Raw genomic sequence first — 26765 nt, 5'->3', positions numbered from 1 at the left:
AAATTCCCTGATCCACTCCCGGCGCTACCGCACCCGTGGCCTGTCGACACCGCTGACCGTCCGGCGGTTCTACGGACTCTGCGAGCTCGCATGGCTGCGGTTCGTTGGATCGGTCCAGATTGAGGCTGTCGCCTCAATCGTGACCGTTTACACCGCAATGAGCGATGACCGAGCCTCAATGGTTCGAAAGACCCTTGAGATGAGGGTCGCAGCGTCACTCCCGACCGATAGGCAGTAAGGCGTACGCCACTTCACTCGGACCCGTCTCCTTTCAATCGAACATCGACGTGACACTCCGCCACGACTCCCCAAGATCTGTGCCAGAACCCCGTTCTCATGAACAAAGCCAGCGGTGCGGGCGGCGTCTTCAGGAAGTGGAGGGTCGCGTCCACAAGGCGGCCCACCAGGGCACTACCCGAGGTCTGCTTTCAGGAGGTGTCGGCTGTCAGGAGGTTCAGGTGCTGGGCGACGACATGCGCGCCGCCGCTCTCGCCAATCCTCTGCATGCGTCCTGCGCCGATCACGTCCTCCTGTGGGTCCGAAGTGGCGACAGCCGGTCGGGCAGGGCGCTCACGTCACCAGGTGCAGCGACGTTCCCGCGATGCCCAGCCGGACGCTCTGGCCCCAGGTCAGCTCTAGGGCGTCGCTCTCCATTCCGTCGCCGAAGACCACCATCCGGTCCGACTCCACGGTCAGCTGCAGCCCCTGCCCCTTCCCCAACTCACCGGCGACCTTCGTCGTTCCGGTCGTCGGGGAGGGCCAGGCCTCGCGCACGAACCACAGGAGCCGCCGGTCGCAGGGGGCGGGCAGCCCCGCGGGGCTGCCGCGCTCCAGCCACAGGGAACGCAGCCAGCCGGTGGCGCCCGTGCCGGTGCCCACCAGCACCCCGGAGGATGCCTGGGCCTCGCCCGGGCCCTTCTCGCCGTCGGAGCCCAGGCGGTAGCGGGCCGTCTGGTGACCGGGCGAACCCAGGTAGATCTCGTTCAGCGCGAGAAGGCGCTGGGTGTCGTCGGCGACGGCCTCGACCATGGTCAGCTCCTCTGCCCGGCCCCCGGCGGCGGTCGCCGCACGCAGCAGGGCGGCCGCGTCGGCGCAGCGGTGACGGACCAGGACCCCCGGGTTGCGCCCCGGGTCGGTGTCGATGCCCACTACCGGCTGTCCGCGCAGATACTTCGCGGTGTTGGCGACCAGGCCGTCCTGGCCGACCACGACCACCACGTCCTCCGGGGCGAACAGGAAGCGGTCCAGGTCCGCCCGCTCCACCCGGGAGCTGCGCCAGGTGAGCGGCACCGCCGCCGCCACCTCCCGCAGCGCCTGCCGCGTGCGCTCGTGGCGGCGGACCACCTCGTCGATCGACCGGCCCCGGCTCGAGAGGAAGAACGCGGCCTGTCCGTGCGTCCCGTGCCGGGCGAGCAGCTCCTCGTACTCGGTCCTTCGGTGCACGAGCACCACCCGCGGGGCCAGGCTCACGCGCCCGCGCCGCCTTCCGGACGTCCGAGCCTGGTAAGGAGTCCGGTGAGGACGTCGGGAGAGAGCGTGATGCTCTCGATCCGCGGCAGGTTCTCCGCCAGCCGGGTTGCCGCCAGGGCGTGCAGCGTGCCCGTGTCGGCTTCGTCGTGCACGCGCAGCCAGGCAGCCTGAACCTCGGCGCGCGCCGCGCCTGTCTCGCGCGCCGCCTCGGCGTCCGCGCGGGCCAGGCGGACCTTGCGGGCCGCCTCGGTCTCGGTCCGTATGCCGTCCGCCGCCGCCTTCTCCTCGGCCTCGCGGCGGGTGTTGGTGCCGCGCTGGTCGATCAGCTGCTCCTCGCGTCGCGCCAGTTCGATCTGACTGGCCAGCTCGTTCTCGGCGATGGCACGCTCACGCTCGACGGCGACGGCCCGCCGTTCGTAGGTGGCCCGGTCCGCCTCCTGCTGAATCTGCTCGCGGGCCGGGGTGCGCAGGGCGCGCTCCACCTCGGCCTCGGGGCGGATCGCCACGACCCGCACGGTCACCACATCGATGCCGGTGGCCGGGAGCCTGGGCTCGGCAGCGAGACCGGCGGCGACACTCCCCCGCACGGAGGCGACGCCGTCCACCAGGGCGACGGCCAGCGGAGTCCGGGCCAGTACGTCCAGCGTGTGCTGCTGCGCGGTCTCGGTCAGGAGAGTGGCGATCTGCTCCAGGGGGGCGCCGCGCCAGCTCCCGGTGTCCGGGTCGACGGAGAAGTCGAGTCGGTCCGCGGCTTCGGCCGGGTCGCTGATCCGGTAGGTGACGGTGGCCTGCACGGCGACGTCCTGGAAGTCGGACGTACGGGCGTGGAACGCCATGGCCAGCTCCCGGTCGTCGACCGGCACTTCGGAAAGCGCCGCCGACAGCGACCGGTACCAGAAACTGAGCCCCCGCCCGTCGTGGACAAGTCGGCCGCGCTTGTGGTGGCGGATGTGGGCGGTGGGCGCGGAGCGCAGATGACGCCAGCCGAAGCGCCGGGTGATGTCGGCCATGGCAAACCCCCTTCATTTCGTCAATGCGACGATAACGAGACATGCCCATATCGTCAAGAGGACGAAAAGAGAGCTTCCGGGGCGCTGCCCCGGCAATCCGGTCCCGTCATCACCGGCTTCGTCGATCGATTTCAGCAGCCAGCAGGCGGCCGAAGTCGCTGTCTCCTGGGTCCTCGCGGGAGAGCTGACGCATGAGCGGGTAGTGCAGCTGATCGTGCGCGACCACTCGAGCAGCCACAGCTGGATGGCGGAAGCGGAGTGGCTCCACCGCTGGGAGAGGAACCTCCGTGACGCCCTCACCAGCGCCACCGACAGCGAGGAGGGCCGACAGCGCGCGGCTACGGCGAAAGTCACAGCGCTACGGGAAATTCCTGGTTCCGCCGGCCTCGACCAGTGAGCACTGACCCAGTCCTGCAGTTCTGAAGATCTTTGCAGTGCTGCGGCCGGGTCGCAGGTCAAGGGTCGGGGCATGGGCTGCCGAAGATGCCCGGTGGCCTGCGGCCGCTGCCCGTCGCTGAGCGGTACCGGGTCTGGATCGGTCACGGGGGTTGTCGGGCTACCGGGGGCCAGTGGTCCGCGGCCGCAGTCGTTCGCCCTGCGGCCCGAACAAGATCAGGTACTCGACCGGCCCGCCGGGGCCGGCGTTCGCCAGCCCGTGCGGGGTGCGGGTGTCGAACTCGGCGACATCCCCGGCGGCCAGGACAAGATCCTGCTTGCCCAGCGCGAGCCAGAGCCGCCCGTACAGAACGCACAGCCACTCGTAGCCCTCGTGGGAGACCTGCCGGGGCCGCGCGGGCGGATCCTCGACGGCGGGCAGTACGTGCTTGTGGGCGTGCAAGCCGCCGACGTACCGGGTGAGCGGCAGAACCGCCTTGTCGTCGCCGAAGCTCAGCGGCGTCGAGGTGCGCGGCTCGGCCACCGGGGCGGGTGCGGTACCGGCCAGCGCGTCGAGGGAGACGCCGTACTCCTTCGCCAACTGCAGCACCACCTCCAGGGTGGGCTTGCGTCGGCCGGTCTCGATCCGCGACAGCGTGCTCGGCGAGATGCCGGTCGCACAGCCGATACCGGCGAGCGTGGCGCCGTGCTGCTCGCGCGCAGCTCGCAGCCTGGGCCCCATCCCCGCCAACGTGCCGTCCAGGTCGTCGCGTGTCACCGTTCCCGCTCCCTCCGGCCGCACCGCTCCACCGCCCTGTCCTGCGAGCTTGCCAGAATGGCAACGCTGATCGCGTCGGGCGGCCGCCGCGCCGCATGATCGACGGGTACCTGCGTACGCCCGCGAACCGAGGAGAAGCCCATGCAGCCCGAGCCGACAGCCGAGCTCCGCCACCGCACCATCGAGACCCCGGCCGGGCGCCTGCACCTGGTCGAGCAGGGCACCGGCCCGCTGGTCCTGCTCGTGCACGGCTTCCCCGAGTCCTGGTACTCCTGGCGCCGCCAGCTCCCGGCCCTCGCCGCCGCCGGCTACCGGGCGGTGGCGATCGACGTGCGCGGCTACGGCCGCTCCTCCAAACCCGCCGAGACCGACGCCTACCGGATGCTCGACCTGGTGGAGGACAACGTCACCGCGGTACGCGCCCTCGGCGAGGAGAGCGCGGTGGTCGTCGGCCACGACTGGGGATCCAACATCGCCGCCTCCTCCGCCCTGCTACACCCGGAGGTCTTCCGCGCCGTCGGCCTGCTGAGCGTCCCCTACGCGCCGCCGGGCGGCCCCCGCCCCACCGACATCTTCGGCCAGATCGGCGGCCCTGAGCAGGAGTTCTACGTCTCCTACTTCCAGGAGCCCGGCCGCGCCGAGGGGGAGATCGAGCCCGACGTCCGGGGCTGGCTCGCCGGCTTCTATGCGGCGCTGTCCGCCGACACCATGCCCGCCCAGGGCGAGGCCGACCCGCACTTCGTCACCCACGGCGGCCGACTGCGCGACCGCTTCCCCGCAGGCAAGCTCCCCGCCTGGCTGAGCGAGGACGACCTCGGCGTCTACGCCGCGGAGTTCGAGCGCACCGGCCTGACCGGCGCCCTCAACCGCTACCGCAACATGGACCGTGACTGGGAGGACCTCGCCCCCCACCGCGGAGCCCCGATCAAGCAGCCGTCCCTCTTCATCGGCGGCACCCTGGACGCCTCCACCACCTGGATGGCCGACGCCATCAACGCCTACCCCTCCACCCTCCCCGCCCTGTCCGCCTCCCACCTGCTGGAAGGCTGCGGCCACTGGATCCAGCAGGAACGCCCCGACGAGGTCAACCGCCTGCTGACCGACTGGCTCACCGCCCTCCAGGGCTGAACCAGACACGCCGTCCTGCCCCGCCGATGGGTCGTCGAAGGCACTCTTGCCTGGCTCATGCACGCCCGCTGCCACGCTCGCGACTACGAGAGGCTCGTCCAGCACTCCGAAGCCCTCATCACTTGGGCAGCCATCACCCTTATGACCCGACGCATTACTCGGCAGAGGAAGCTCAGTCCCTCGGCCAGTCACAGCAGGCAACCATCAGCTATTGCCCGATAGCGTACGGTTCGAATGCTTTGAACCAGACAGCCCGGTCGGGACTGCAGATTTCAGCGTCCATCGGGATGCTCACGGCCTCCGGGAATTCGTACGTCAGAAATGTCATCGCCCTGCCCGAGGGGAACTTCACCGTGGCTTCCTGCACCGGGGTTGCGTGCTCCGGCGTACCGCCGGTGTAGGCGAAGGGCCCGCCGGCGTTCTCGACAACGCTGACGGTGAGGCACAACCGGTGCGGCTCGGCCGCGCTGCCAACGCCATGCGGAGCACCTCTACCCACGTGCACATGGCCCTGCGGCTTCCGCTTCGCCGCAAGCCCGAAGCACTGCCGGTCCGACGCCCGCTCGCGAATCGACACCAGGCAGTACGTGTTGGCGTCCGGCATCCGGGCAACGTCACCCGTACCCACCGGCTGGCCGCGCCGCAGAACCGCCACCTGGGACGTCGCCGGACCAGCCTGACCCGCGGGGAACAACGCTGCTCAACCTGACAGCCGCGCTACCGCAGACGACGGTCCGCACCGCCACGGAGGACCGGAGAGGCTGGCGACCCGGCCGCCGCACGCAGCCTCCACACCCCCTCATCGAGCACCTAACCCGCGTCATGCGCTGCAGAACAGTCCGCACCTGCCCGGGCATCGAGATGCTCGGGCCGTGCCGTCCACAATCGACTCGCCATTGATCAAGTCTCCTGGCACTCTGCCGCTCATGCACGCAGACCCCATCGAACAAGCGCGACGGCTTGCCCACGATCGTTTCCCCGACGCCCTCTCCGTGGTCCTCGCCGGCTCTACGGCTACCGGACGAGCCACTGCCAGCAGTGACCTGGACATCGCGGTGCTCATCGAGGACGGCGGCGTGACCTGCCGGGAGACGATCCGGTTCGAGGAACGGGTCGTAGAACTCTTCGTCCACACCCGTACCGGTCTCCTGGAGCTGTTCGCCGCAGACGTCGCCGCACGCCGGGCGGTCCTTCAGAACATGTACGCCTCCGGTCTCGTTCTGGTCGATTCCAATGGCGAGGCCGGGCGCGCTCGCGCCCTGGCCGAAGCGGACCTTCGTCAAGGTCCGCCTGCACTGGAACCGGAGACCGTCGATACGAAACGCTACGGTCTGACGGACGCGCTGGACGACCTAACTGACGCGAGTGACCCCATCGAGCGGCTGGCCGTGGCCGGGTACGTGGTCAACGCCGCCGCCGATCTGCTCTGCGACCACCATCACGCCTGGATCGGCGGCGGGAAGTGGCTGCCCCGCCGCCTGATGGAAGCCGACCCACAGCGCGGAGCCGCCCTTCTCGAAGGACACCGCCACTTGTGCCGGTCAGGCGAGCCCGCAGCACTGATCAGCGCAGCGTCGAACGTGCTCGACCTCGTCGGCGGCCCTCTCCGCGACGGCTACCGCCGGACCTGGCACGGCACCATCGACTCGGTTGCCGCGGCGCGCTGACACAGACTCCCAACACCGCAGCGGACACCGGACAGCTGGCAACCCTGTCCATAACCCGGGTCCTCCTATGTTCTCCTGGACCCCGTGAGGCACTGTCAGGGGCCGGGTTGGGCGGAACCTATCCGGAAACCGGGACAGGCCCACAAACGGCCGCGGGCCCTACACAACGCCCACACGGCCTCGACCGCAGCACGTACAAGCCGCGCCCTGCGGAATCCATGCGATGGCGTTGGATGTGGTCGCGGCGTTCGCCGGGTCCGAGCTGGGTGAGGAGGGCCTTGCCGACCGTCCGGCTTGCGACGCTGCCCGCCCTGGCCGCACTCCCCCTGAACACACGAGTGGGGTGTGCGCCTCCATCCAAGGAGCGCATCCCCCACCCGCTGTCCGCGGTCAGTGCACTTGTGCGGCCGCAGCCGGCACTGTTTGCGGGGTGGTGCCGTGCAGCGTGGTGGCCGTGTCGGCGGTGTCGCTCTGACTGCCGCGGCCGATGTGGTTGAAGGCGAGGTTGAGCAGTACGGCGACGACGCAGCCGGTGCTGATGCCGGAGTCGAGGACGATGCGCACGCTCTCGGGGAAGGCGTGGTAGAAGTTCGGGCTGGCCATGGGGATGACGCCGATGCCGAGGCTGATGGCCACGATGAGGATGTTGTCGCCGCGGTCGAGGCCGGCCTGGGTGAGGGTCTGGATTCCGCTGGCGGCCACGGTGCCGAACAGGGCGAGGCCGACGCCGCCGAGGACGGGCTGAGGGACCAGGGCGACGACTGAGGCGAGGAACGGGCACAGGCCCAGCAGGATGAGGATGCCGCCGGCCGCGGCCACGACGTAGCGGCTGCGGACCTTGGTGATGGCGACCAGGCCGACGTTCTGTGCGAAGGCGCTGGCGGCGAAGCCGTTGAAGAACGGGCTCAGCGCGGTGCCCAGGCCGTCTGCGCGCAGTGCTGCGGCGAGGGTCTTCTCGTCTGCGGGCTTGTCGACGATCTGGCCGAGGGCGAGCACGTCGGCTGTGCTCTCGGTCATGGAGACGATCATCACGATGATCATGGAGATGATGGCTGCGGCGGCGAATTGCGGGGCGCCGAAGTGGAAGGGCGCGGGGAAGCCGATGATGTCGGCATCGGTGACGGCGCTGAAGTCCGCGAGGCCGAGGGGCAGGGCGATCAGGGTGCCGGCGACGAGCCCCAGCAGGATGGAGATCTGCTTGAGGAAGCCGCTCAGCACTCTGCGGAGTACCACGGTGATCAGGAGGGTCGCGGCGGCGAGGCCGATGTATTTGATGTCTCCGTAGTCCGCGGCCTGCGGGTTGCCGCCCTGCGCCCAGTTGAAGGCGACGGGCAGCAGGGACACACCGATGAGGGTGATGACTGTGCCGGTGACGACGGGCGGGAAGAACCGGATGAGTTTGCAGAACCAGGGGGCGAGCAGGAAGCCGAACACTCCGGCCACGATCACGGCGCCGTAGATCACGGGCAGTGCGTCATCGGGGCCCTCGGCCTTGGCGATGGCCAGCATCGGGGCCACGCCGGCGAAGGAGACGCCGTTGACGAAGGGGAGACGCGCGCCGACCTTCCAGAAGCCGATGGTCTGCAGCAGGGTGGCGATACCGGCGGTGAATAGGCTGGCGCCCATCAGGAACGCGATCTCTGCCGTGCTCAGTCCCACGCCGATGCCGACGATCAGAGGCGGTGCGACGACACCGGCGTACATGGCCGCCACGTGCTGGAGACCGGCGCCGAGGAGCTTTCCGAACGGCAGGGTCTGGTCGACGGGATGCTTCGCGGCGGGGTCCGTGGCCGGGTCCGGCGCGGGGGCCGGGGCGGGGCTGGGGATGGCGGTGGGCGACACGGGAGGTACCTCCTGGGCTGCTGTGGCACGGCGGTCGCCGGGGAGGGGCGCGCTGGGGAGCGGCCGATGCCTCGGAGGGCCGTGTGGACTGGTTCGATGACGCAGTCGAGCGGGCGGCAGGAGGGCCCGAGGGCATGGAAGTGCCCTGAGGAACGGGGAACGTGGGAGTTGCCCGAGCCGGGGTGTCGCGGGGTGAGCGAGCCCCGATTTTCCCTGCCGAAGACTGCATCAACGGATCATCCACGATGCGGAAAGCAGCTTCCGTATGGCTGGGTGGTTCCAGTGCGCCACGTGAAGGCGACCGTGTCAAGACCTGCCGCCCGGGAGGCTTGTGGGGGCGTCAGGCTTCCTGGGTGCGCAGCCGCCGCCACAGCTGCTCGTCGACCCGGTCGAGGAAAGCCAGCGCCTCGCGCTCGACCGCCTCGGCGCCGGCTCCGGTCCGACCGTGGTTGTCGATCCGCTGGTAGGCCAGGTGGAGCTGTTCCAGGGCACCGCGGATCTCGGCCGGCGCCACGGGGACGATCTTCGCGACGGGCCGTACGTAGTTCGGCCACCACCCGGTGACCGCCTCGCGCAGCAGCACGCGCAGCTGCCCCGTCCTGCCGCACGCGTCGACGAAGCAGGCGGGCGGCGGCCGCAGGACCTCGAACAGCGCCTGGGTCTGACGTCCGGACCCGCGCCATCGGTTGCGCCGTTCCGCCTCGGCGTAGCGGTCGCGGGTCATGCCGACCATCGTGGCGACCTGCTCCACCGTCAGCCCGAGGAGCGTCCGGCACTGCAGGAGCGTGGCCGGCTCGCCCAGCAGATCACCCGGTGAACACCACAACGCGGCTGCCAGTGCGTCGATCTGACGGGTCGTCGGCACCTCCGCGCCCCGCTCCCAGGCCAGGAGCACATCGGGGTGCAGGGGGTGTCCCCGGAAGGCCGAGACGGCCCAGGCGACCTGGCCGTGCGTGAGTCCGAGCTGCTCGCGCACGCGGACGGCGAGGCGGGGATCGAACGGGGGATAGGCGGCGTTTTCACCCTCGGAGAGGCTGTGGAGATCGTCTTGGGATGGCATAGCGGGACACCGTAGGGGCCGCGGCCGCCCCGGCCAAGGCCTGCGGATTGCGCGGGCGCTGGGGGAAGCCAGTTGACGCGCGTTGATCGCCCCTGCGGGTCGCGATTGTGCATACCTCCAAAGAATCTCAGGAATCAAATGGCCTGCCTGGAGGAGTTGACGACCGGGAGGCCCGTTCGTAAGGTCAAGGCCGTCCACAGTGGAAAGTAAATTCCGCAATAAGGAAATCGTGTCCCTGCTCCCGCACCACGGGAATCCGGCACGATTTCCGCATCCCTCCGGGCAGGTCCGTCCACCTGTCCGGCTCGTCCGGCCGTGCTTCGCTCTCAACCGTCCCCGCCGTGCGCCGGCCGGGCGGTCGGTCTCTCGGAGGGTCTGTCTCCATGCGCGCCCCTACGCTCTTCATGCACGATCGCTCCGCCCTGTCCCACCCCGCCCTCCCCGTTCACCCCGCGGACGAAGTGCTGCCCATGCGGCGGATGATCCCCGCCGCCCTGCAGCACGTGGCCAGCATGTACGCGGGCCTCGCGGCACCTCCGCTGATCATCGGCGGCGCGCTCGGCCTGACCGCGGCGCAGCTCACCGTTCTGCTAGCCGCGAGCCTGGTCGTCGCGGGTCTGGCCACCGTCGCCCAGACCTTGCGCTTCTGGGGTGTCGGGGCGGCGCTGCCCATCACCAACGGCGTGTCGTTCGCGGTGGTTTCCCTGTCCTGGCCGCTTCCGCCTCACGGGGGCAGGACACCCTGCCCCTGGTGTTCGGCGCCACCCTCGTCGCCGGGGCCGTCTGCTTCCTCCTGGCTCCGGCGTTCTGCCGGCTCCTGCGCTTCTTCCCGCCCGTCGTCAGCGGTTCCGTCATCACGCTGGTCGGCCTCTCGCTGCTGCCGGTGGCCGGGCAGTGGGCCCGGGGCGGCGACCCCGCTTCCTCCGGGTACGGCTCACCGTCCAACCTTGCGCTCGCAGCCGGAACCCTCGCGTTCACGCTCCTCCTCCACCGGCTCCTCAGCGGACGTTTCCTGCAACGGGTGGCGATCCTGCTCGGTCTCATCGCCGGCACGGCCGCCGCGGTGCCGATGGGCAAGGTCGACTTCCACCACCTCTCCCAGGCACCGCTGTTCGCGCTCCCCGAGCCGTTCGCCTTCGGCGCCCCGCAGTTCGAGGCGCCGGTCATCGCCACCATGCTCGTCGTCATGCTCGTCTCCATGACGGAGTCCACCGCGTCCTTGATCGCGGTGGGATCGGTCGTCGACAAGCCGGTCGACGACCGCGTCATCGCGGGGAGCCTGCGCGCCCAGGGACTGGGCACCGCGCTCGGCGGTGCCCTGGGAGCCTTCGTGAGCTGCTCATACGCCCAAAACGTCGGCCTGGTTGCGATCAGTCGCATCCGCAGCCGGTACGCGGTCACCCTGTGCGGAGCCGTCCTGGTCCTCATGGGCCTCGTGCCGGCCCTGGGCTCCCTGGTCGCGCTCGTGCCGCTGCCCGTACTCGGCGGGGCGGCAGTCGTCTTCTTCGGCTCGATCACCGTCGCCGGAATCCGGACCCTCGCCAAGGCCTCCCTGGCCACCGGGCACAACGGCATCATCGTGTCCGTCGCCCTTGCCTTCGGCCTCATCCCCGTCGCATCCGCCGACTTCTACGACCGGCTCCCCGCGCCCGTCGCCATGGTGCTGGGATCGGGCATCACGGCAGGATGCCTCGTCGCCGTCCTCCTCAACCTGCTCCTGAACCACTTCGGACGCGGCAGCGAGGCCAACGAGAGCCACATCCCCACCGCACACGTCGACGCCTTCGACAGCATCGACAGCGAGGCACACCTCCCCCCACGTTCCGTCCGACAGAGCCGATGAATCAGGGCATGCCGCGCGACCCGTCCTGCGGCATGCCCACAGGCCGGGGAGCGCGCTCAGCCCGACTTTCGACGGCTTCGCCGCGTTCTGCGGCCTGGACGTGAAGATCCGCGGGCCGTGTACGCGCCGGACGAGGGAGACGGATGCGCCGAGCCGGAACTGGAACTGAAACCGGAGGAACCTCCGGAATCTGCCCTCATACACGTCGAGCGACTGATGACTATTGACGAAGCAAGCAGTGTTTTCTACATTTATGGAATAGAAATTCCGCATCATGGAATGATGGGCCGGGCCTGCTCTCGCGGGATCCGGCGGGTGGGCGGCGGTTCCGCCGTCCGCCAGGGTCGTCCCAGCGTCGGTGCTCATCTTGCATCCCGGTCGTCGCTCCCGGACCCGAAGCCATCGGCAGGTGCGTGGAGGGCCCGCACATGAACCGTCACACAGCACTTTTGGAACCTGAGGCGTCACGACACGTCACGGCTTCGCTCACCCAAGACCCCACAACGGTGTCGGCCTGCGTGGAGATCCCCAGCGACATGAGAGCCGCCAGCGCGGCCCGCCGCTTCGCCGCCGCCAAGCTCGACGAATGGGGCTGCGCCGAACTCGAGGACAACGCCGTCCTGATCTGCAGCGAACTGGCCACCAACGCCGTCGTCCACGGCCGCACGAAACCCGAGGGCCACCACGAGCACATCTGCCTCGACCTCACATGGCGGCCTGGCAACGCCCTCATCATCCAGCTCGAGGACAACTCCACCGCCCAACCCACACCACGCGACCCGGCGCCATCAGCGCAATCCGGCCGCGGACTTGGACTGGTGGCCTCTCTCGCCGACCAATGGTCGTTCTGGCCGAACAGGGACGGAAATGGCAAGAGGGTATGGGTCTGCCTCCGCCCTCCCCCGCCGTCCAAGGCCGGTTGAGCTCTGCAGTCCGATGGCCGGGGGCTGTCTCAGTCGCCCGCTCGAAGGCGAGGTTCACGTTCGGGCAGTCAGCCGCATACGTCAACAGCGCCTCACGCCCGGCCTGGTCCACCGCCAGACCCCACGGCACTGCACCGCCGGCATCCAGGTGACGGCCGGATGCGTCCCCGCTGTTGCCAAGTGACCAGGACGGACTCAACAGCCGCCTGCACACCTGACCGACGTTCGGGTGGCTCAGGAGATCGTGGGTGGAGACGTGGCGGTTACGGCGTTGCCGTAGCGGCGGGCCAGGTGCGCGAAGGCGTCCTTGAGCTCGGGCGGGCCGACTACCTCGATGTCGGCGTCGAAGCTGCCGATGGCGGCGGCCAGGGCTGGCCATGACCACGAGCCCAGGATGAGCCGGCAGCGGTTCGGGGCGAGCTCTTCGACGACGCCGTCGCGGGTGTACGGCAACACCTCGGCGGCGGGCAGGTCGAGGATCACCTCGCCGCGGCACGGCCAGTCACCGGAGCCATCGGAGCCCTGGAACCTCGCGGCCACGAAGGCGGCCACATCGCCTCCGGGCACCTCTCGCGGGGTGAAGCGGGGACCGGTGGGGGTCCGCGGGGTGATCCGGTCGGCGCGAAAGGTGCGCCAGTCCTCACGGTCGAGGTCCCAGGCGACGAGATACCAGCGTCCGCCCCAGGTGACGAGGTGGTGGGGCTGCACCCGGCGGGACGGGGCATCAGCGGCGGGCCCGTAGCGAAAGCGGAGCACCTCCCGGGCGTGCACGGCGGCGCTGAGCGCCATGAGCACGCTGCTGTCGACCTGCGGGTCGGGCCGGGTTGCGGGCCGCTCGACGGCGGTGAAGCGGAGGGCATCGATCCCGTGGCGCAGCCGAGCGGGCATGACCTGCCGGACAGTGGTCAGGGCGCGCGCCGCGGCCGCCTCGATCCCGGCGCCGCTGATGGTGGCGATCTGGAGAGCTACGGCAAGCGCGACGGCCTGCTCGTCGTCGAACAGCAGTGGCGGCAGTTCCGTGCCGGCGTCGAGCCGGTAGCCCCCGTCCGGGCCCTTCGTGGTCAGGATCGGGTAGCCGAGCTCGCGCAGCCGGTCGACGTCGCGGCGCACGGTGCGCGGGCTGACCTCCAGCCGGTCGGCCAGCAACTGCCCCGGCCAGTCGCGGTGCGCCTGGAGGAGCGAGAGCAGCGACAGCAGCCGCGCTGAGGTCTTCTGCATGAGCTCCATCCTGCCAGGAGAAGCGGCCACATCCTGTCCGCTTCTCCTGCGACGGTGGTCATCGAGTGATCGGCACCAGCCGATGAATCGAGCGACGAGGAGCTGCCGTCATGTCCGTCAACACCGTGATCCACCTGAACTTCCGGGGCGACGCCCGCGAGGCACTGGCCTTCTACCAGTCGGTGTTCGGCGGGGATGTGGTCGTGGTCACGTACAAGGACGCCGGAAACGTCCAGGAGCCGTCCGAGGCCGATCAGGTGATGTGGGGCCAAGTGGCCGCCGACAGCGGATTTCGCGTGATGGCCTACGACGTGCCCGCGAGCCTGCCGTGGGACCGGGGCGAGAACGCGTTCTTCGTCTCGCTCCGCGGTGAGACGGCCGAGGAGATCACCGCGTACTGGGAGAAGCTATCCGAGGGCGCGACCATCGTGCAGGCGCTGGAGCCCGCGCAGTGGGCGCCCCTCTACGGGATGCTCAAGGACCGGTTCGGCGTCACCTGGGTCGTGGACGTCGCCAACGACTACAACGCCTCGTGAGCACCGGGACCGTCCTCGACAGCAGAGCGCTGGGCCGCGCGACGCTCGCCCGGCAGCTGCTGCTCGACCGCGCCGCCACCCCGATCCTCGCCGCCGTCGCACACCTCGGCGGCCTGCAAGCGCAGGAACCGCAGGAACCGTTCACCGGGCTCTGGTCGCGGCTGCGCGCGTTCGACCCGGCGACGCTGGACGACCAGCTGACCGGGCGCAACGTGGTGCGGACCCACCTCATGCGCCGCACCGTCCACCTCGTCACCGCCGACGACGCCCTGGCCTGGCGGGCCCGCCACGACGCCATGCTGCGCCAGCGGGTACTCGGGACCTACCGCCGCGAGCTCGACGGGATAGACCTCGACGAGCTCGCCGCGGCGGGCCGGGCGGTGCTGGCCGACGGCGAGCCCCGCTCGATGACAGAGCTCGCGCGGGCACTCGCCGAGCGCTGGCCGGCGCCGGGGCCGAGGGCACTGGGAGAAATGTTGATCGCCGCCCTCGTCCCGGTGGCGCAGCTGCCGCCGCGCGGGCTGTGGCGGACAAAGGCGGGAGTGCGCAACGTCCCGCTCTCCTCCTGGCTGGGGCGCGAGATCGACCCGCCGTCCCCGTCCCTGGACGGCTCCGATCCGGTCGGCGAAGCCCTGGTACGCCGCTATCTGGCCGCTTTCGGCCCCGCGGCCTCGGCCGACCTGCGCGCCTGGTGCGGCCTCGCCGGACTGCCGGCTGCGGTCGCCGCGATCCGCGAGGAGCTGGTCACCTTCCGAGACGGGCGGGGCCGGGAACTGCTGGACCTTCCCGACGCACCGCGCCCCGACCCCGACACACCCGCCCCGGTGCGGTTCCTGCCGGCGTTCGACAACGCGATCCTCGGCTACCACGACCGAAGCCGAATCATCGACGACGCCCACCGCGGCCTGTCCGTCGCCGGCGCACGCGTCGTACTGGTGGACGGCCGGGTCGCCGCGACCTGGACCGTCGACCGGGGCACAGTGCTCGTCACCCCGCTGCGCGGCATCACCCGAACCGAGCACACCGCCGTCACCGAAGAGGGCACGAGCCTGGCTGCGTTCCTGTCCGACCACGACAGCAACCGCGTACAGATCGCCGCGTCTCCCCGCTGAGCGACACCCGCGAGGCTTCCCCGAGAACTGCCGATCGCTCCGGATCCCGTTCAGGAACGGGATCCGGGCGTGGCGAGCTCCTTGGTGACACTCGCCCGTGGGCTCGGCGGCATCGTCGGCATGACGGTCTTCGGCTCCGTCATGGCGCCGGCATCCGGGCAACGGCCGGACCGGACGGATACGGGCTGGGCGACGCCTTCGCGGGGCCTTACGCGGCCGAACCGCCCCAAGCGGCCAGCGCTTCGGCGCGGTCCTCGCGGCGGGTCCGCGTATCGGTCGCCCGGGTGGCCCAGGCGATGTGCCCGTCGGGGCGTACCAGGAGTTCGGTCACCCCGGCGAGTTCGGGGTGTCTGCCATGGTCGAGGGGTGCGACCGCGGTGATGTGCGCGGCGCCCGGATCCTGGTATGACGCCCGGTCCCGGGTGAGGTCGAGGTGGAGCGGGCGGCCCTCGTGGAGGAGTTCATAGACACGGGCGGCCGCCGCGCCGGGCACGGTCAGCCCGATGTCGGGGACCCGCCGCCCGACCAGCAGGTCCGCACCCTCGGCCGGGGCCGGGTAGTGGGTGTCGAGGGCGGTGACCATGCCGGCCAGGCGACGGTTGACCTCCTCCACACCCAGCAGCCCATCCAGAAGACGGCGCAGAGCTGCGGCGGGTCCCTGGTACGGGGTGAGGAGCGTCAGTTCCATGAGCAGGGTCTGGACTTCGGTGTTCTCGGTGACGGCCCGCCCGACCGGGTGGCGTTCGTCGTGGTAGCTGTCGAGCAGCCCGGCCAGCGCCCAGCCGTGGATCTCCGCTGCCAGCTTCCACCCCAGGTTCACCGCGTCCTGGAGGCCGGTGTTGAGGCCCTGCCCGGCCGCCGGGAAGTGGATGTGGGCGGCATCGCCCGCCAGCAGGACGCGCCCCGCACGGTAACGGGCCGCCAGCCGGGTGGCGTTGCCGAAGCGCGACAGCCAACGGGGGTCCGCCACAGCGCAGTCGGTACCGCAGATCCGTACCAGTGAGGTGCGGAACTCCTCCAGCGTCACCGGCTCCGCCGCGGGCACCCGCATGCGCTCCGGGTCGATGTATACGAGCCGGGTCAGCCCGTCCTCCAGCGGCGCCACCAGCACGCCGTGCGCACGCGCCCGATTGACGGCCAGCGGGTCCATCGTGCGGAAGTCCCCCAGCATCCCGGTCAGAGTCTCGTCCGTGCCCGGGAAGTCGATCCCGGCCGCCCGCCGTACGAAGCTCCGCCCACCGTCACATCCCACGACGTACCGGGCGGACACGCTCTCGGTACCGCCGGCTCCGTTCAGCCGCAGCTCCACACCGTTCTCGTCCTGGCGCAGGCCCACGGCCTCCCATCCGCGCCGGATCTCGGCGCCGAGCTCCCGGGCCCGCAGTTCGAGCAGCTCTTCGGTCCGGCTCTGGGCCAGGAAGAGGGAGTACGGATGCCGGGTGTCGAGCCCGGTGAAGTCGAGGCGGGTGTCGAGGCCCGCGAAATGCCAGCCCGGCACGGTCCGGCCCAGGGCCAGGAACCGGTCGGCGATCCCGCGCTGGTCCATCAGCTCGATGCTACGCGGATGCAGGCTCAGCGCCCGCGAGTCCCGCTGCCGTTCGTCCCGCCGCTCCACGACCCGTACACGGACGCCCGCCAGGGCCAGTTCGGCGGCGAGCATCAGTCCCGTCGGTCCCGCCCCGACCACGAGCACATCGGTGTCCATCGACTCAACCTCCAGATTTAGTGAACAGCGTTCACGTGAACGATGTTCACTATAGTGAGGGTCATGGACTTCTCGTCAACCCCACAGGACGGCACCGCGGCCACCCGGCCCGCACGCGGCAGACCTCCGCGGCTGGATCAGCGACGCACGGTCGAAACCGCGCTCGGGCTCCTCGACGAGGCCGGGCTCGACGCGCTCACCATGCGCAGGCTGGCCGAGGCGATGGGCGTACAGGCCGGCGCCCTGTACCGGTATTTCGCGACGAAACAGGACTTGCTCACCGCCATGGCCGAGCACATGCTGGCCGGCTGCGCCGAGGTGGCCGACGACGGTGCCGCCTGGGACGAGCAGGTGGCCGGACTGGCCCGCCGCATGCGCGCCGCCCTGCTCGCCCACCGCGACGGCGCCCGCGTCTACGCCGGCACCCACTCCACCGGCACGAACACCCTGGGCTTCGCCGACGCCCTCATCGGACTCCTGCGCAAGGCGGGATTCGGCGCGGAGGACGCCCCACGGGCCGCCTTCACCCTGGTCAACTTCACCACTGGCCACACGCTGGAGGAGCAGGCCGCCCTCGAAGGACCGGGCAACGCGGCGACCGGGCCCGACGCCGACCGCCTCCGCGAGGCGGTGGCGGCCACGCCCGGGCGGTTCCCCCACGTCGAGGCCGCCCTGCCGACCCTCACCAGCAGCGACTTCGCCGCCCAGTTCGAGTTCGGACTGCGCCTGCTCCTCCAGGGCATGAGCGCCCTGAGAGCTCCGGCTCACTCCCCGCTTAGCGGTCACCGCACTGGGCCCGGTCGCCGGCCGCCATGCGCAGGCACGTGGCGTGAAGGGTGAAGGGGTGGCGGCCCTCTTGTGCATGATCCGGCTTCAACGGGCGGCGGTCAGGGCTGTGGGGGCGAGTACCCAGAGGAGGGCTCTGCCGGTGAGGGGTGTGGTGGCGATGAGGGTCAGGTAGACCTCGATGAGTGATCCGTCGCCGGTGAGGACGTCGAGGTCGGCGGTCCATCGGGAGAGGAGGTAGATGACGGCGTCGACGATGAGCCAGGAGGCGAGGTTGGCTCCGATCCACCATTTCCAGCGCGCGGTGACTTTGCGGAGGACCAGTGACTGCGACAGGCCGAGCAGGGGTCCCAGGGCCAGGCTTTGGCTGGCGGCCAGCAGGTAGGCAGTCGAGACCCTCTCGTGCGAGTCCTGTGCGCTGATCACGGCGGGCATGATCACCAGCAGCCATGCGAGCAGTGCCGGACCGACGTTGGAAGTGATCCACACCTTGCGGGGGATGGGGACCCGCTCCTTGACTACCAGCCACTGCAGTGCTCCCAGGACTCCGCCGAACAGTGCGGCCCCCAGGGTCGCGATCAGGAGCGCGATGATCACGTTGTGGCTGGCCAGGTTCATGTGGAGGACGTCGTTGCCCAGCAGGATCAGCAGGAACCCGACGGTCAGAACGGTGATGAACGCGAGCGTGTTGTAGCCGATCCACCGCCAGTACAGGTGAGCGTCCCACCCGCTGGTCGAGGCGGGTTCGTGGCCGGAGCCGGAAATGGTCATCACCCACTCCTCGCGGGGTATGCGGCCGTACGTGCCGTTCTCATGATCGAACACTGATCGAACCGCTGTCGCGCACGGACACGCTGCACTTCGCGATGACCATGTTCAGCACGGCCGGTTTCGGCTCCAAGCGCTACCACCACCCCATCGCCGGGGACCTCACTCTTGGCTTCGAAGCCTTGACGCCCACGGGCGACCCCGACCAGACGCTCGGCCTGTACACCGTCGAATCCGGATCACCCTCCGAAAGGGCCCTGCGCATGCTCGCCGGCTGGCCGACACCGCACACATCCAGCCCCGAAGAAGCCGCCGGACACGAGCACTGACACGGCCTTGAACCGCCTGCGGCGCTGGGGTCGACTGCGGTGGCTCCACCGGAGCGGCGTTGCCATCAACTTGGCAAGGGCGCCTGGAGGACGAGTCCTGTCCAGGCGCCCGACTCCGAACAGTGGCTGGTCCGCAACTGGTCCGGATCTTGGTCTGTGTTGACCGGGTGGCATTCCGAGGGCGTGGAGCTGGTGCGTACCACCCGTCAGGAATGCGTGCTGCCACGGGCGGTGTGCCATGGCACGAACGCGTTGTTCAGCCCCGCGAGGGCCGTGCGCAGTTCCGGGTAGTGGCGCAGCAGCACGGTGATCATGCTGTTGTCGTCGATCCAGGCCATACCGGCCTTGGAGTACACCTCGGGGGTGTAGTAGTCGGTGAAGAAGCGGTCGCTGTTCAGTCGGCGCGAGGCCATCAGGATGAAGATGCGGAAGGCCGTGTCGCTGAAGGCGAATCCGGTCGGTAGCTTCTCCGCGTACATCCCGACTGTCAGGTCGACCTTTTCGATGTCGTCGTCGTAGAGCCGCTTGATCTCCTTGGCCCACACGGGGTTGTCCGTGAGGTCCTCGAAGCTCTCCGCGGGCTTCAGTCGCAGCAGCCGCCGGAATTCGTTGTAGCGGGGGACGCCCAGTTCGCGGTTGCGCAGGATGTCCGTGGCAGCGAGGTCCTGCCGCTGTCCATCGGGTCGCTCGAAGTCCTGGAGGAACTTGGGGAAGTTGTGCAGGGTCACCAGTCCCGGGTGGAGGGTGCCGAAGCTGTAGAGCAGGTTGGCCATCCCCTTGGTCTTCAGTACGTTGAGCGCCTCGGGTCCGGCGATGTCGCGGAAGGTGCAGTCGCTGAGGGTGGAGTCGTCGGTGGCGGAGCGCAGGTGCCAGTCGTCGCGGACGAGCGGGTGCATGCGGTAGACGGCCACGAATTCCTCGGTGAGGGAGTACGGGATGCCGTAGTGGTCCGTCTTGCTGCCGGGGATGCCGCTGACGGTCTCGCTCTCCGTGATCCGGCCGTAAAAGTTGTGGACGCGCTCGCCCGCGATGCCCCACCAGTTGGATCGCAGGGCTTTGACGGTGGTGGGGTGGCTGATTACGGCCGGCGTCCACTCCACCGTATGGATCTTGGCAAGGAGTGCGGCGTTGACGAGCCGCGCCCGCTGGAACAGCTCCTCGTCGTCCCAGGACGGGTAGGCGGCGTGCAGGTGGTCGCAGATCGCGTTGTGCTCCCGTGCGAACAGATTCTGCATCAGGACGAGGCCCAGCCAGAAGCCGGGCGAGCGCGAGGGATCGCGAGAAGGGTCGGACGGGAGCGGGGCCGACTCGTCGTCGAAGAGGTGCACCTTGCCCGCCTTGCCCGTACGCACCTGGCGCTGTTCCGCCTCGTTCGTCCCGTAGATCTGGGACGCGTCCCACCAGTGGGACGAGACGTTGACGCGGGTGTCGGGAGTACCGGCGGGCGACCGGGGGTCCCGGGTCGGGTCGTCCGGTGTCCGCATGATCCGCATCGGGCGTTCCGGCCACGGATCGTCGTCCATGAGGGGTACTTCCCACGGCCGTTCCGTGGGGCTTGTTCCGTGACTGAACCAGTCGCGCACCATGAACTGCAGCCAGGCGGCGACCAGGGAGTTGACCGACTCGGCCGGGATCAGCTCGTGGCGGGTGAGGAGGGCGCGGCTGACCTCGCGCGGGTTCGGCCGTGACAGCACGTTCTCGGGCGTAGCCGGGGCGATCTTGTCCAGCGGGATGTTCCGGCCGAAGCGAGTTCCCGCCATGCCCATGCGCGGTTCGTCGAGGTCGTTGTGGCTGCCGTCGGCAGTCCGGTTGACCCGGTGGCGCTCGGAGGGCGGCGCGGGGTCGGGAAGGTTTGCGGAGGGCAGTCGGGAGGTGTCGTGGAGGTTCTTCTGACGGAGTTTGACGCGCAGTCCGAGAAGGACCAGCAGGCCGGGCGTGACCGCCAGGTTGTTCCAGCCGTTGTGTCGGTCGACGAACTCGGCGATGCGGGTGATGATCCGCCAGGGTAGGGATGAGCGGTACCCGGAGCCGGATCGCCGGGAAACGGTGCGTCGTTGCGTGCTCATCGTGCTGCTCCTAGGATCGGTTCCCGGTCAGGTCGGGTGTCGCTATGCGGCCGCGGCGGTTCGCGTGCGCGACGCATCGGCGAGCATCACGTCGCTCGCTTTCTCACTGATCATGTAGATCGGAACGGCGATGAAGAATCCGGGAATTCGGGGGAAGACCGACGCGTCGACGATCCGCAGGCGGTCCACACCACGTACCCGGAAGCGGCTGTCCACGACGGCCGAGGGATCGTCGGCCCGGCCCATCCTGCAACTGCAGGACGCGTGATGGCCCCATGCCTCGTCCTGTACGAAGCGGCGGACGCTCTCGGCGTCGCCGACCTCCCCGCCGGGCCACAGCTCATGGCGGATCACAGAGCCGGCACTGCGGTTCATACTGCGTACGAACTTCACGGCAGAGGCCATCGCGTCGAGGTCTCGAGCCTCCTCGTCCGTGCCCTCGGCGAAGTAGTGGAAGTTCACCAGCGGGGTGTCCCGGGGGTCGGCGGAGCGCAGCTGCACCCGGCCGTTGGTGTTGTGGGTCCGGCTCTTGAGGATGGCCCATGTGAAGCGGTCCCGGTGGAGTGTCAGGTCGCGCGAGTAGCCGGGGTAGTAGCCGCGGAAGTCGAAAGGGCCGCCGAAGATGAACAGGTCGGGGGCGTCCAGTGACGGGCGGGACTTGCGGGTGATGCCGACGACGGCCCCGTTGGTCGTGTACAGGCCCTCGCCGCGCTGCCAGGCCCGGTAGCAGCGGTCCGGTTCGGCTCCGGGCTCCGGAGCGTGGAAGTCGCAGTCCTTGATGACCGGGAACTCGCGGTCCATCTGGCTCACCACGCCGATCTCGTACCGGTCCTGCAGGTTCGCGCCCACGCCCTGGAGCGGGACGCGTACGGGAATGCCGTGCCGTTCCAGCTCCTCACGCGGCCCGATGCCCGAAAGCATCAGCAGCTGAGGCGTGTTGAAAGCCCCTGCGGCCAGGACCACCTCACGGGTAGCGAGCACCCTGCGCGGGACCGGCAGCGCGAGACCGTCGTGGGTGCCGGGGTCGGCCCGGTAGGCGTGCGGCTGGTCCACGTAATCGACGCCGGTCGCCGCTCCGTCCTCGTCCAGCACGACCCGTGTCACCAACGCGTTCGTCCGGACGATCAGGTTGTCCGGATGGCTGCGCTGTACGGCCCGCACGCGTTCGCGGGCGGCGCTGCGCCGCCCGTCGGCCGTGGAGATCGGGATCTGCCACAGCCCTTGCAGGCCCTCGGTCTGCACGCGCCAGTCATTGGGATCGACGAAGGATCCGAGCCCCTCCAGAGGGGAGAGCGGCCGGCCGATGAAGTCGGCGAGCGTGTCCTGTGCGGCGGACAGGATGACCGTCAACAACTGCTTGTCCTGGATGACCAGTTCTGGGTCGGCGAGGTCGGTCGGCAGCCAGCCGTCGAACCCGTGCCGCGAGTCGTTGCGGTACCGGGCCGCGACGAAGGGGAGAAACTCCAGCAAGGCGGCCAGCAGCCGATTGCCGGGCGGCTTCTTGGGCCGGGTCCGGTACGTACAGCGCTCCAGTCGCTCGAAGTAGCGGCGCATGGCAGTGCTGCGCCACGACGGGTCGCCTGTCTCCCGCGCGATTTCGTCCCAGTCGTGGTTGTACGGATAGACGGTGATCAGCGCGTGATGCGCGGTGCAGCCGCCGACCGTCCCGGCTCGCGGATAGAGGATGCCCTTGCCGGGCACGAGCTTGCTGTCGCGCTGGTGCTGCTGCTCGTCCGCGTAGTGCCGTACGAAATAGTCCCAGCGCTGGACGGGGTCCTCAGAGGCATCGGCGTGGAAGGCGGGCACCAGGTAGTTGTCGTTATCCTCGGCACCGCCCGCGTCGAGCAGCAGGACGCGCATTCCCGCGTCGGCGAGGTTGGCCGCCAGCGGTCCGCCGCCAGCGCCCGCGCCGACGACAATGTAGTCGAAGCCCGTCTCAGCCTCTGGGGCACCGGACTCCGTGCTCACTTCCCTTTCCTCTTCCCGAAATCGGCCGCGCTGGCGGCCAGGGTCGTATTGACCGCCGAGATGAGCGTGGTCAGGGCGGCGGTGCGGGGCGGCAGTTGGCCACGGATGCCGAGCAAGGCGGCGGTCGCGGTGTCACTGCCGTGGATCAGGACGCCCTCTCGAAGGTCTTCCTGGAGCCGCTGGCCGCGGTTGGTGAGCAGGTCGAGACCGAGCAGGATCGTACGGATCCCGAAGAGCCGGAAAGCATAGACGGCCGCCGGACTGAGGTCGCGGTCCGGGTCGAGGCGCCGGATGAGCAGGGTGGGCATCAGCAGTCCGGTGACGCCGTTGAAGAGCCGGATGCCGGCCAGTGCGTAAACCGAGGCCGGACGGCGGGCCGCGCGTGGCTTGGCCATGGTGTCTCCCTGGAGTGCAGCGGCTTCTGCCGCCACAACTAGCCCCCTCGCATACAATGAAACTACCCCGAAAGCCACACTAAACGGATGGCTATGCGCTTGCACCTCGACGCCGAGGCGGGGGCGCGAACTCTCGCACGTATGGTGCCGACATCGACGACGACCTGATGGACGGCACGAGCCACCAACCGCGGTACACCAGGGCCCGGCACAGACGTACGACCGCTCCCACCGACCGCACGCCGACGTGTCGGCGACTTGGCAGGAGCGTCGGATACCGCCCGACCCGTGACCACCGTCCCGGCCCGATCGAACGGGCCGGGACCATGTGCCCGCATCCGCGTCAGACGATGCGCCAGGCGACGGCGTAAGGCTGGGCGAACCGGGTGATCCGCTGAGCGCGGACGACGACCTCGACCTCCCCTGCGGGGATGTCGCGCCAGTGCACCTGCTCGACGTTGTTGACCCGGTCGAAACCGGGATCCGTGCCCATGTTGCCGTGGCGTTCCTGACCGTCCGCGCGGACGATCAGGTTGAGGTCGTTCTGCAGGGCCGCGCCCGGGGGTCCGTCCAGACGAGGGTGACCTTCAGGGTGCGAACCGCCCCCTCCGGGATCGTGATGCCGAACGCGCGCTCCTCTCCTGGTCCAGCTCCTTGGCGTCGCGGAAGCCCGCCCGGCCGGCATCGGTCGGGAGGACGACGGCACGCTGGAGGTTGACGATGCCGAAGCCGGAGTTGTTGTTGGGGGAAGGGCCCGCCTCGCTGGGGCTGTACTGGCCGGAAAGCTCGTCGGCACCGTTGACGAGCATGGCCTTGATGAGCGCAGCGCTGGGCTTAGGGGTGCCGTTCTTCACCAGCGACTCGCGCAGCACCGCCACACAGCCAGCGACCAGCGGGGTGGCCATGCTGGTGCCGCTGTCGAACATGTACGCGGGGTCCGAGGAGACGCCGAAATTCACGCTCGGGGGTGCCACCCGCGAGCGCGTCGACAGGATCGATGTGCCGGGGGCGACGACATCGGGCTTGAACCGGCCCTCCGCGGTCGGGCCGCGGCTGCTGAAGGCCGCCATCCCGGCGGGGTTGTCCGCCATCCTGTCGCCGCGGATCGGCAGGGCGGGGAACCGGAGTGCTCCGTTGAACAACTGATCGTAGGTGCGCGAGATCTCGGGGCGGTTGCCCTCACTGGCGCCGACGGTGATGACGTTCTTCGCCCCTGTCTCGCCGCTGACGGACCTCAGGTTGATGCGGCCGTCACCGTCCCGGTCCGTACCGTCGTTGCCTGCGGCGAAGCAGATGACGAAGTCCTTGTGGTCCCATACCATTTGGTCGGCCTCCTGTGCGGCCGTGCCGTACGGAAGCCCCGGGGTGTCCGGGCCCCACGAGTTGGTGTGGATCCGCACCCCGTCCTCCAGGAAGGGCGGCTCGAACAGGTCGAGCAGGTTGTCCGGGATGCCGGCGAGACTGCCGTTCTCGGCCATCACGGACTGGAAGACCAGTCGCGCCTCGGGAGCCGTGCCGGTGACGGCGCCGCCCATCGACTCCGACGTCCCGTCGCCGAGGACCGAGCCCGCCACATGGGTGCCGTGCCCGGCGGGATCGTCCGCCCGCGGGGGCTCTTGCGTCCCAGGGCGACCAGGCGCTTGACCCGGCCGGCGAAGGCAGGGTGCACATTGGTGGTCGACCCCTTGTCGAAGCCGGTGTCGGCGACGCACACGATCTGGCCCTCACCCCGGAACTTCGTGCCGTTGAGGGACACATGGGCGTGCATCAGCGTCGCCGCCATGGTGTTGTACAGCACCTTCTCGGGGACTTCCTCGATCTGCCGCACCTCGTCGAGCCCGGCCAGCGCGGGCAGGTCCTCCTCACGGATCGTCACACGCACCTTGCCGCGGCTCGGCTTCACGTCGCCGGAGCTGACTCCGGCCGCCGCGGCGATCCGGTCCCGTACTCCGTCCACGCTCACATCGACGTCGTCGTGGAGGACGATGTCGACGGTACGGGTCCCGGCACCCCCGCCTCCAGGGGCTCCGCCAGCACGCCGACACTCGAACGCATCCCGGTCGACTGCAACGACCGTCCGATCTTGAAGCCGTCGAAGTACACATCCGCCCAGGTCACGAAGGGCAGCGTGCGCACGGCGTCCAGATCCGTGGGCCGGTAGCCGCACAGATAGGTGTCCTCCGGAACGTATTCGTGGATCACCACGCCGAGCGCCGAGAGCTGTTCCTTCTCCTCGGCTGTGGGTGGATGCGTGGTCTGCACGAGCAGATAGTTGGACGCGGCGGCGTCCTCGGACACCAGAGCCGCGGCGGCCATCTCATCGGACTGAACCAAAGGGTCCACCGTCACGCCGTTGATGGTGATACGGGCCATGCCGAACTCCCGGAGGATGTGGGTGATGCGAAGGCGCGCACCCGGGCGGCCGTGGCGCGCACCGGCACTGCCCTCGCCGACGCTCACATGGCCGAAGCCCTTCTGAACCGGTGGCACGCCGGGCTGCGTGACTACTTCCGTTCAGCCAAGACGCTAGGCGGGCGACTGTCCACCTGCACGTCGAGCCCGGATGGAGACCGCCATCCGGGCTCGATATTGCTCCGGAGGGTGCTCGACAGCAGCGTCCGCCTGCGCCTCCACGTCTGCGCGGGTCACGCCGGGCGTGCCGGCAACCGGGAGGCAGCAGCACACGTTCCGGGCCGTGGTGGTCACGCGTGGACGCCACCGACGCAGACGTGGACCGCTGCTGGCGTGCCTTCTTGCGCCGGTTCCACATCGAACGCACCTTCAGAATGATCAAACAGACGATGGGCCGGACCAGGCCGAAGCTCCGAAAACCGGAGCTCGTCATCGCCGCATGGCCGCGGTCGACCTGCGACGCCCCTGGGAGAGGGCACCGGGCCCCACCTCCATGCCTCGATGGTGACCGGCCCCGGACAATCGCCCTGACCTGGGAATGCCAACCGTCCCGCACTACGCTGCGGCCATGATGTCCACCTCCCGCCCCAAGCGTGCGCCCCGCGACGCGATGGCCGCGGCCATCGCCGCGGTCGCCGCCCTCGCCGTCTGGCTCTACCAGGACCAGACGCAGCAAGGCGACTTCGCAGCGGATCCGCGTCCCTGCTCACTCGTATCGGCGGAGACGGCCGCCCGGCTGCTGGCCGGGCCGACGGACGGGGTGGAGGCGATGTCGTACTGCAGCTGGGCGGGTCCCGGCCTCGGTAGCGACGCGCAGCCTGTCCTGCAGGTGCAGGTGACCCGGCTGGGGGTGCACGAGGCGCAGGTCAGCTTCCAGCGCACGAAGGAGGAGTCGGAGGGAAAGATGGGCCCGATGACGACGGACTTGTCGGACTTCGGCGACGAGGCGTTCTCCCGCGTCCGGTATCCCAGCGGGGGCCGGGTGACCAACGAGGTCTTCTTCCGCCGGAGCAATGTGGTGGTCGCGGTCCGGTACGCACCGGTCGACGGCGACATCGACCAGGCCCATTCGGGCGCCTACGACGTGGCCACGGAGGCTGCGGCCACGCTCGGCAAGGGGAATTGACGGCCGCGGGCCCGCGCGGGCCCGCGTACGCGGCTCAGCCACGCACGCCAGATCGCACGGGCTGCCGAAGGCTTGTTACACCGAGGCCGTCACCCAGGTCCTCGTAGCCGACCACGCCGTCCGCTGACACCATCCACTCTCCTGGCCGTCCACGTCGATCTCTGCGCGTGGTCGTCCATCCACCAGGACGCCGAGGGCCGGCGCCGCCTCCGCTGCGACGGCGAGATCCTCGGCCGCGCCTACGGCCC

At 69.7% G+C, this 26765-nt stretch carries 26 protein-coding genes and 2 pseudogenes; 12 read left to right on the top strand and 16 right to left on the bottom strand.

Annotated features, from left to right (window positions below; translation table 11 throughout):
- Nucleotides 1–570 precede the first annotated feature (570 nt).
- Together JIW86_RS38915 and JIW86_RS38910 are read right to left on the bottom strand one after the other, a co-directional pair.
- The gene (locus tag JIW86_RS38915) at nucleotides 571–1470 is read right to left on the bottom strand and encodes a hypothetical protein (protein ID WP_257559019.1); all 900 of its coding nucleotides are present in this window, start codon (nucleotides 1468–1470) and stop codon (nucleotides 571–573) included.
- The gene (locus JIW86_RS38910; protein ID WP_257559018.1) at nucleotides 1467–2480 is read right to left on the bottom strand and encodes an SPFH domain-containing protein; all 1014 of its coding nucleotides are present in this window, start codon (nucleotides 2478–2480) and stop codon (nucleotides 1467–1469) included. The genes JIW86_RS38915 and JIW86_RS38910 overlap by 4 nt, the downstream gene beginning before the upstream one ends.
- Here JIW86_RS38910 and JIW86_RS38905 point away from each other — a divergent pair.
- Entirely contained in the window at nucleotides 2479–2877 is a 399-nt protein-coding gene (locus tag JIW86_RS38905) for a hypothetical protein (protein ID WP_257559017.1), read from the top strand. The genes JIW86_RS38910 and JIW86_RS38905 overlap by 2 nt on opposite strands.
- A gap of 159 nt (nucleotides 2878–3036) precedes the next feature.
- Here the strand turns inward: JIW86_RS38905 and JIW86_RS38900 are convergent, their stop codons facing one another.
- Nucleotides 3037–3633 carry a helix-turn-helix domain-containing protein gene (locus JIW86_RS38900; protein ID WP_257559016.1) on the bottom strand — a complete coding sequence of 199 codons (597 nt, stop codon included), beginning with the start codon at nucleotides 3631–3633 and terminating at the stop codon, nucleotides 3037–3039.
- Nucleotides 3634–3774: 141 nt separating this feature from the next.
- Between JIW86_RS38900 and JIW86_RS38895 the strand changes: the two genes are divergently transcribed.
- Both JIW86_RS38895 and JIW86_RS38890 read left to right on the top strand, forming a co-directional pair.
- The gene (locus tag JIW86_RS38895) at nucleotides 3775–4761 is read left to right on the top strand and encodes an alpha/beta fold hydrolase (protein WP_257559015.1); all 987 of its coding nucleotides are present in this window, start codon (nucleotides 3775–3777) and stop codon (nucleotides 4759–4761) included.
- Between the two features lie 12 nt (nucleotides 4762–4773).
- Nucleotides 4774–4977: pseudogene (locus JIW86_RS38890) on the top strand (IS5/IS1182 family transposase); the annotation flags it as partial.
- Here the strand turns inward: JIW86_RS38890 and JIW86_RS38885 are convergent.
- Entirely contained in the window at nucleotides 4970–5365 is a 396-nt protein-coding gene (locus tag JIW86_RS38885; protein ID WP_257559014.1) for a hypothetical protein, read from the bottom strand. The pseudogene JIW86_RS38890 and the gene JIW86_RS38885 sit on opposite strands and share 8 nt — an antisense overlap.
- A gap of 322 nt (nucleotides 5366–5687) precedes the next feature.
- On the opposite strand from JIW86_RS38885, the gene JIW86_RS38880 reads away from it, so the two are divergent.
- Entirely contained in the window at nucleotides 5688–6428 is a 741-nt protein-coding gene (locus JIW86_RS38880; protein WP_257559013.1) for a nucleotidyltransferase domain-containing protein, read from the top strand.
- Between the two features lie 390 nt (nucleotides 6429–6818).
- Here JIW86_RS38880 and JIW86_RS38875 read toward each other — a convergent pair whose 3' ends face one another.
- Both JIW86_RS38875 and JIW86_RS38870 read right to left on the bottom strand, forming a co-directional pair.
- A complete protein-coding gene (locus tag JIW86_RS38875; protein ID WP_257559611.1) occupies nucleotides 6819–8255 on the bottom strand; it encodes a nucleobase:cation symporter-2 family protein in 1437 nt (478 codons plus the stop codon).
- 355 nt (nucleotides 8256–8610) lie between these two features.
- A complete protein-coding gene (locus tag JIW86_RS38870; protein ID WP_257559012.1) occupies nucleotides 8611–9330 on the bottom strand; it encodes a helix-turn-helix domain-containing protein in 720 nt (239 codons plus the stop codon).
- Between the two features lie 383 nt (nucleotides 9331–9713).
- Between JIW86_RS38870 and JIW86_RS41845 the strand changes: the two are divergent.
- The 3 genes and pseudogenes from JIW86_RS41845 to JIW86_RS38855 form a co-directional block, all read left to right on the top strand.
- Nucleotides 9714–9974 (top strand): annotated as a pseudogene (locus JIW86_RS41845) (solute carrier family 23 protein); the annotation flags it as partial.
- 107 nt (nucleotides 9975–10081) lie between these two features.
- On the top strand, nucleotides 10082–11173 hold the full coding sequence (locus JIW86_RS38860; RefSeq protein ID WP_257559011.1) for a solute carrier family 23 protein: 1092 nt from the start codon (nucleotides 10082–10084) through the stop codon (nucleotides 11171–11173).
- Nucleotides 11174–11709: 536 nt separating this feature from the next.
- Nucleotides 11710–12096: an ATP-binding protein gene (locus JIW86_RS38855; RefSeq protein ID WP_257559010.1), complete on the top strand. Its 387-nt coding sequence runs from the start codon at nucleotides 11710–11712 to the stop codon at nucleotides 12094–12096.
- A gap of 234 nt (nucleotides 12097–12330) precedes the next feature.
- On the opposite strand, the gene JIW86_RS38850 is transcribed toward JIW86_RS38855, so the two are convergent.
- The gene (locus JIW86_RS38850; protein ID WP_257559009.1) at nucleotides 12331–13314 is read right to left on the bottom strand and encodes a helix-turn-helix transcriptional regulator; all 984 of its coding nucleotides are present in this window, start codon (nucleotides 13312–13314) and stop codon (nucleotides 12331–12333) included.
- A 110-nt stretch (nucleotides 13315–13424) separates the two neighbouring features.
- Between JIW86_RS38850 and JIW86_RS38845 the strand changes: the two genes are divergently transcribed.
- Both JIW86_RS38845 and JIW86_RS38840 read left to right on the top strand, forming a co-directional pair.
- Nucleotides 13425–13850: a VOC family protein gene (locus JIW86_RS38845; RefSeq protein WP_257559008.1), complete on the top strand. Its 426-nt coding sequence runs from the start codon at nucleotides 13425–13427 to the stop codon at nucleotides 13848–13850.
- The gene (locus tag JIW86_RS38840; protein ID WP_257559007.1) at nucleotides 13847–14962 is read left to right on the top strand and encodes a winged helix DNA-binding domain-containing protein; all 1116 of its coding nucleotides are present in this window, start codon (nucleotides 13847–13849) and stop codon (nucleotides 14960–14962) included. The genes JIW86_RS38845 and JIW86_RS38840 overlap by 4 nt, the downstream gene beginning before the upstream one ends.
- Before the next feature lie 208 nt (nucleotides 14963–15170).
- Here the strand turns inward: JIW86_RS38840 and JIW86_RS38835 are convergent, their stop codons facing one another.
- Nucleotides 15171–16667 (bottom strand): monooxygenase, encoded by a 1497-nt coding sequence (locus JIW86_RS38835; protein ID WP_257559006.1) that lies wholly within the window; start codon nucleotides 16665–16667, stop codon nucleotides 15171–15173.
- Between the two features lie 63 nt (nucleotides 16668–16730).
- Here JIW86_RS38835 and JIW86_RS38830 point away from each other — a divergent pair, with 63 nt between their 5' ends.
- The gene (locus JIW86_RS38830; protein ID WP_257559005.1) at nucleotides 16731–17507 is read left to right on the top strand and encodes a TetR/AcrR family transcriptional regulator; all 777 of its coding nucleotides are present in this window, start codon (nucleotides 16731–16733) and stop codon (nucleotides 17505–17507) included.
- 33 nt (nucleotides 17508–17540) lie between these two features.
- Here the strand turns inward: JIW86_RS38830 and JIW86_RS38825 are convergent, their stop codons facing one another.
- Nucleotides 17541–18224, bottom strand: coding sequence for a hypothetical protein (locus tag JIW86_RS38825; RefSeq protein WP_257559004.1), 684 nt, complete (start codon nucleotides 18222–18224; stop codon nucleotides 17541–17543).
- Nucleotides 18225–18319: 95 nt separating this feature from the next.
- On the opposite strand from JIW86_RS38825, the gene JIW86_RS38820 reads away from it, so the two are divergent.
- Nucleotides 18320–18550, top strand: a complete 231-nt coding sequence (locus tag JIW86_RS38820; protein ID WP_257559003.1) for a hypothetical protein — start codon at nucleotides 18320–18322, stop codon at nucleotides 18548–18550.
- 206 nt (nucleotides 18551–18756) lie between these two features.
- Here JIW86_RS38820 and JIW86_RS38815 read toward each other — a convergent pair whose 3' ends face one another.
- From JIW86_RS38815 to JIW86_RS38785, 7 genes are all read right to left on the bottom strand, one after another.
- Complete coding sequence (locus JIW86_RS38815; RefSeq protein WP_257559002.1) at nucleotides 18757–20616, bottom strand: peroxidase family protein; 1860 nt, start codon at nucleotides 20614–20616, stop codon at nucleotides 18757–18759.
- A 42-nt stretch (nucleotides 20617–20658) separates the two neighbouring features.
- Nucleotides 20659–22584, bottom strand: a complete 1926-nt coding sequence (locus JIW86_RS38810) for a GMC family oxidoreductase (protein ID WP_257559001.1) — start codon at nucleotides 22582–22584, stop codon at nucleotides 20659–20661.
- On the bottom strand, nucleotides 22581–22979 hold the full coding sequence (locus JIW86_RS38805) for a hypothetical protein (protein WP_257559000.1): 399 nt from the start codon (nucleotides 22977–22979) through the stop codon (nucleotides 22581–22583). The genes JIW86_RS38810 and JIW86_RS38805 overlap by 4 nt, the downstream gene beginning before the upstream one ends.
- A gap of 343 nt (nucleotides 22980–23322) precedes the next feature.
- The gene (locus tag JIW86_RS38800) at nucleotides 23323–23472 is read right to left on the bottom strand and encodes a hypothetical protein (RefSeq protein WP_257558999.1); all 150 of its coding nucleotides are present in this window, start codon (nucleotides 23470–23472) and stop codon (nucleotides 23323–23325) included.
- 94 nt (nucleotides 23473–23566) lie between these two features.
- Nucleotides 23567–24553, bottom strand: a complete 987-nt coding sequence (locus JIW86_RS38795; RefSeq protein WP_257558998.1) for a S8 family serine peptidase — start codon at nucleotides 24551–24553, stop codon at nucleotides 23567–23569.
- Complete coding sequence (locus tag JIW86_RS38790; RefSeq protein WP_257558997.1) at nucleotides 24457–24942, bottom strand: hypothetical protein; 486 nt, start codon at nucleotides 24940–24942, stop codon at nucleotides 24457–24459. The genes JIW86_RS38795 and JIW86_RS38790 overlap by 97 nt, the downstream gene beginning before the upstream one ends.
- Nucleotides 24939–25439 (bottom strand): hypothetical protein, encoded by a 501-nt coding sequence (locus JIW86_RS38785; RefSeq protein WP_257558996.1) that lies wholly within the window; start codon nucleotides 25437–25439, stop codon nucleotides 24939–24941. The genes JIW86_RS38790 and JIW86_RS38785 overlap by 4 nt, the downstream gene beginning before the upstream one ends.
- 520 nt (nucleotides 25440–25959) lie before the next feature.
- Between JIW86_RS38785 and JIW86_RS38775 the strand changes: the two genes are divergently transcribed.
- Nucleotides 25960–26517 carry a hypothetical protein gene (locus JIW86_RS38775; protein WP_257558995.1) on the top strand — a complete coding sequence of 186 codons (558 nt, stop codon included), beginning with the start codon at nucleotides 25960–25962 and terminating at the stop codon, nucleotides 26515–26517.
- Nucleotides 26518–26765: the final 248 nt, after the last annotated feature.

The sequence above is a fragment of the Streptomyces sp. NBC_00162 genome, from assembly GCF_024611995.1.
Taxonomy (GTDB): Bacteria; Actinomycetota; Actinomycetes; order Streptomycetales; family Streptomycetaceae; genus Streptomyces.
The sequence above is the reverse complement of the archived record's forward strand: the minus strand, read 5'-3'. Positions and strand labels throughout refer to the sequence as shown.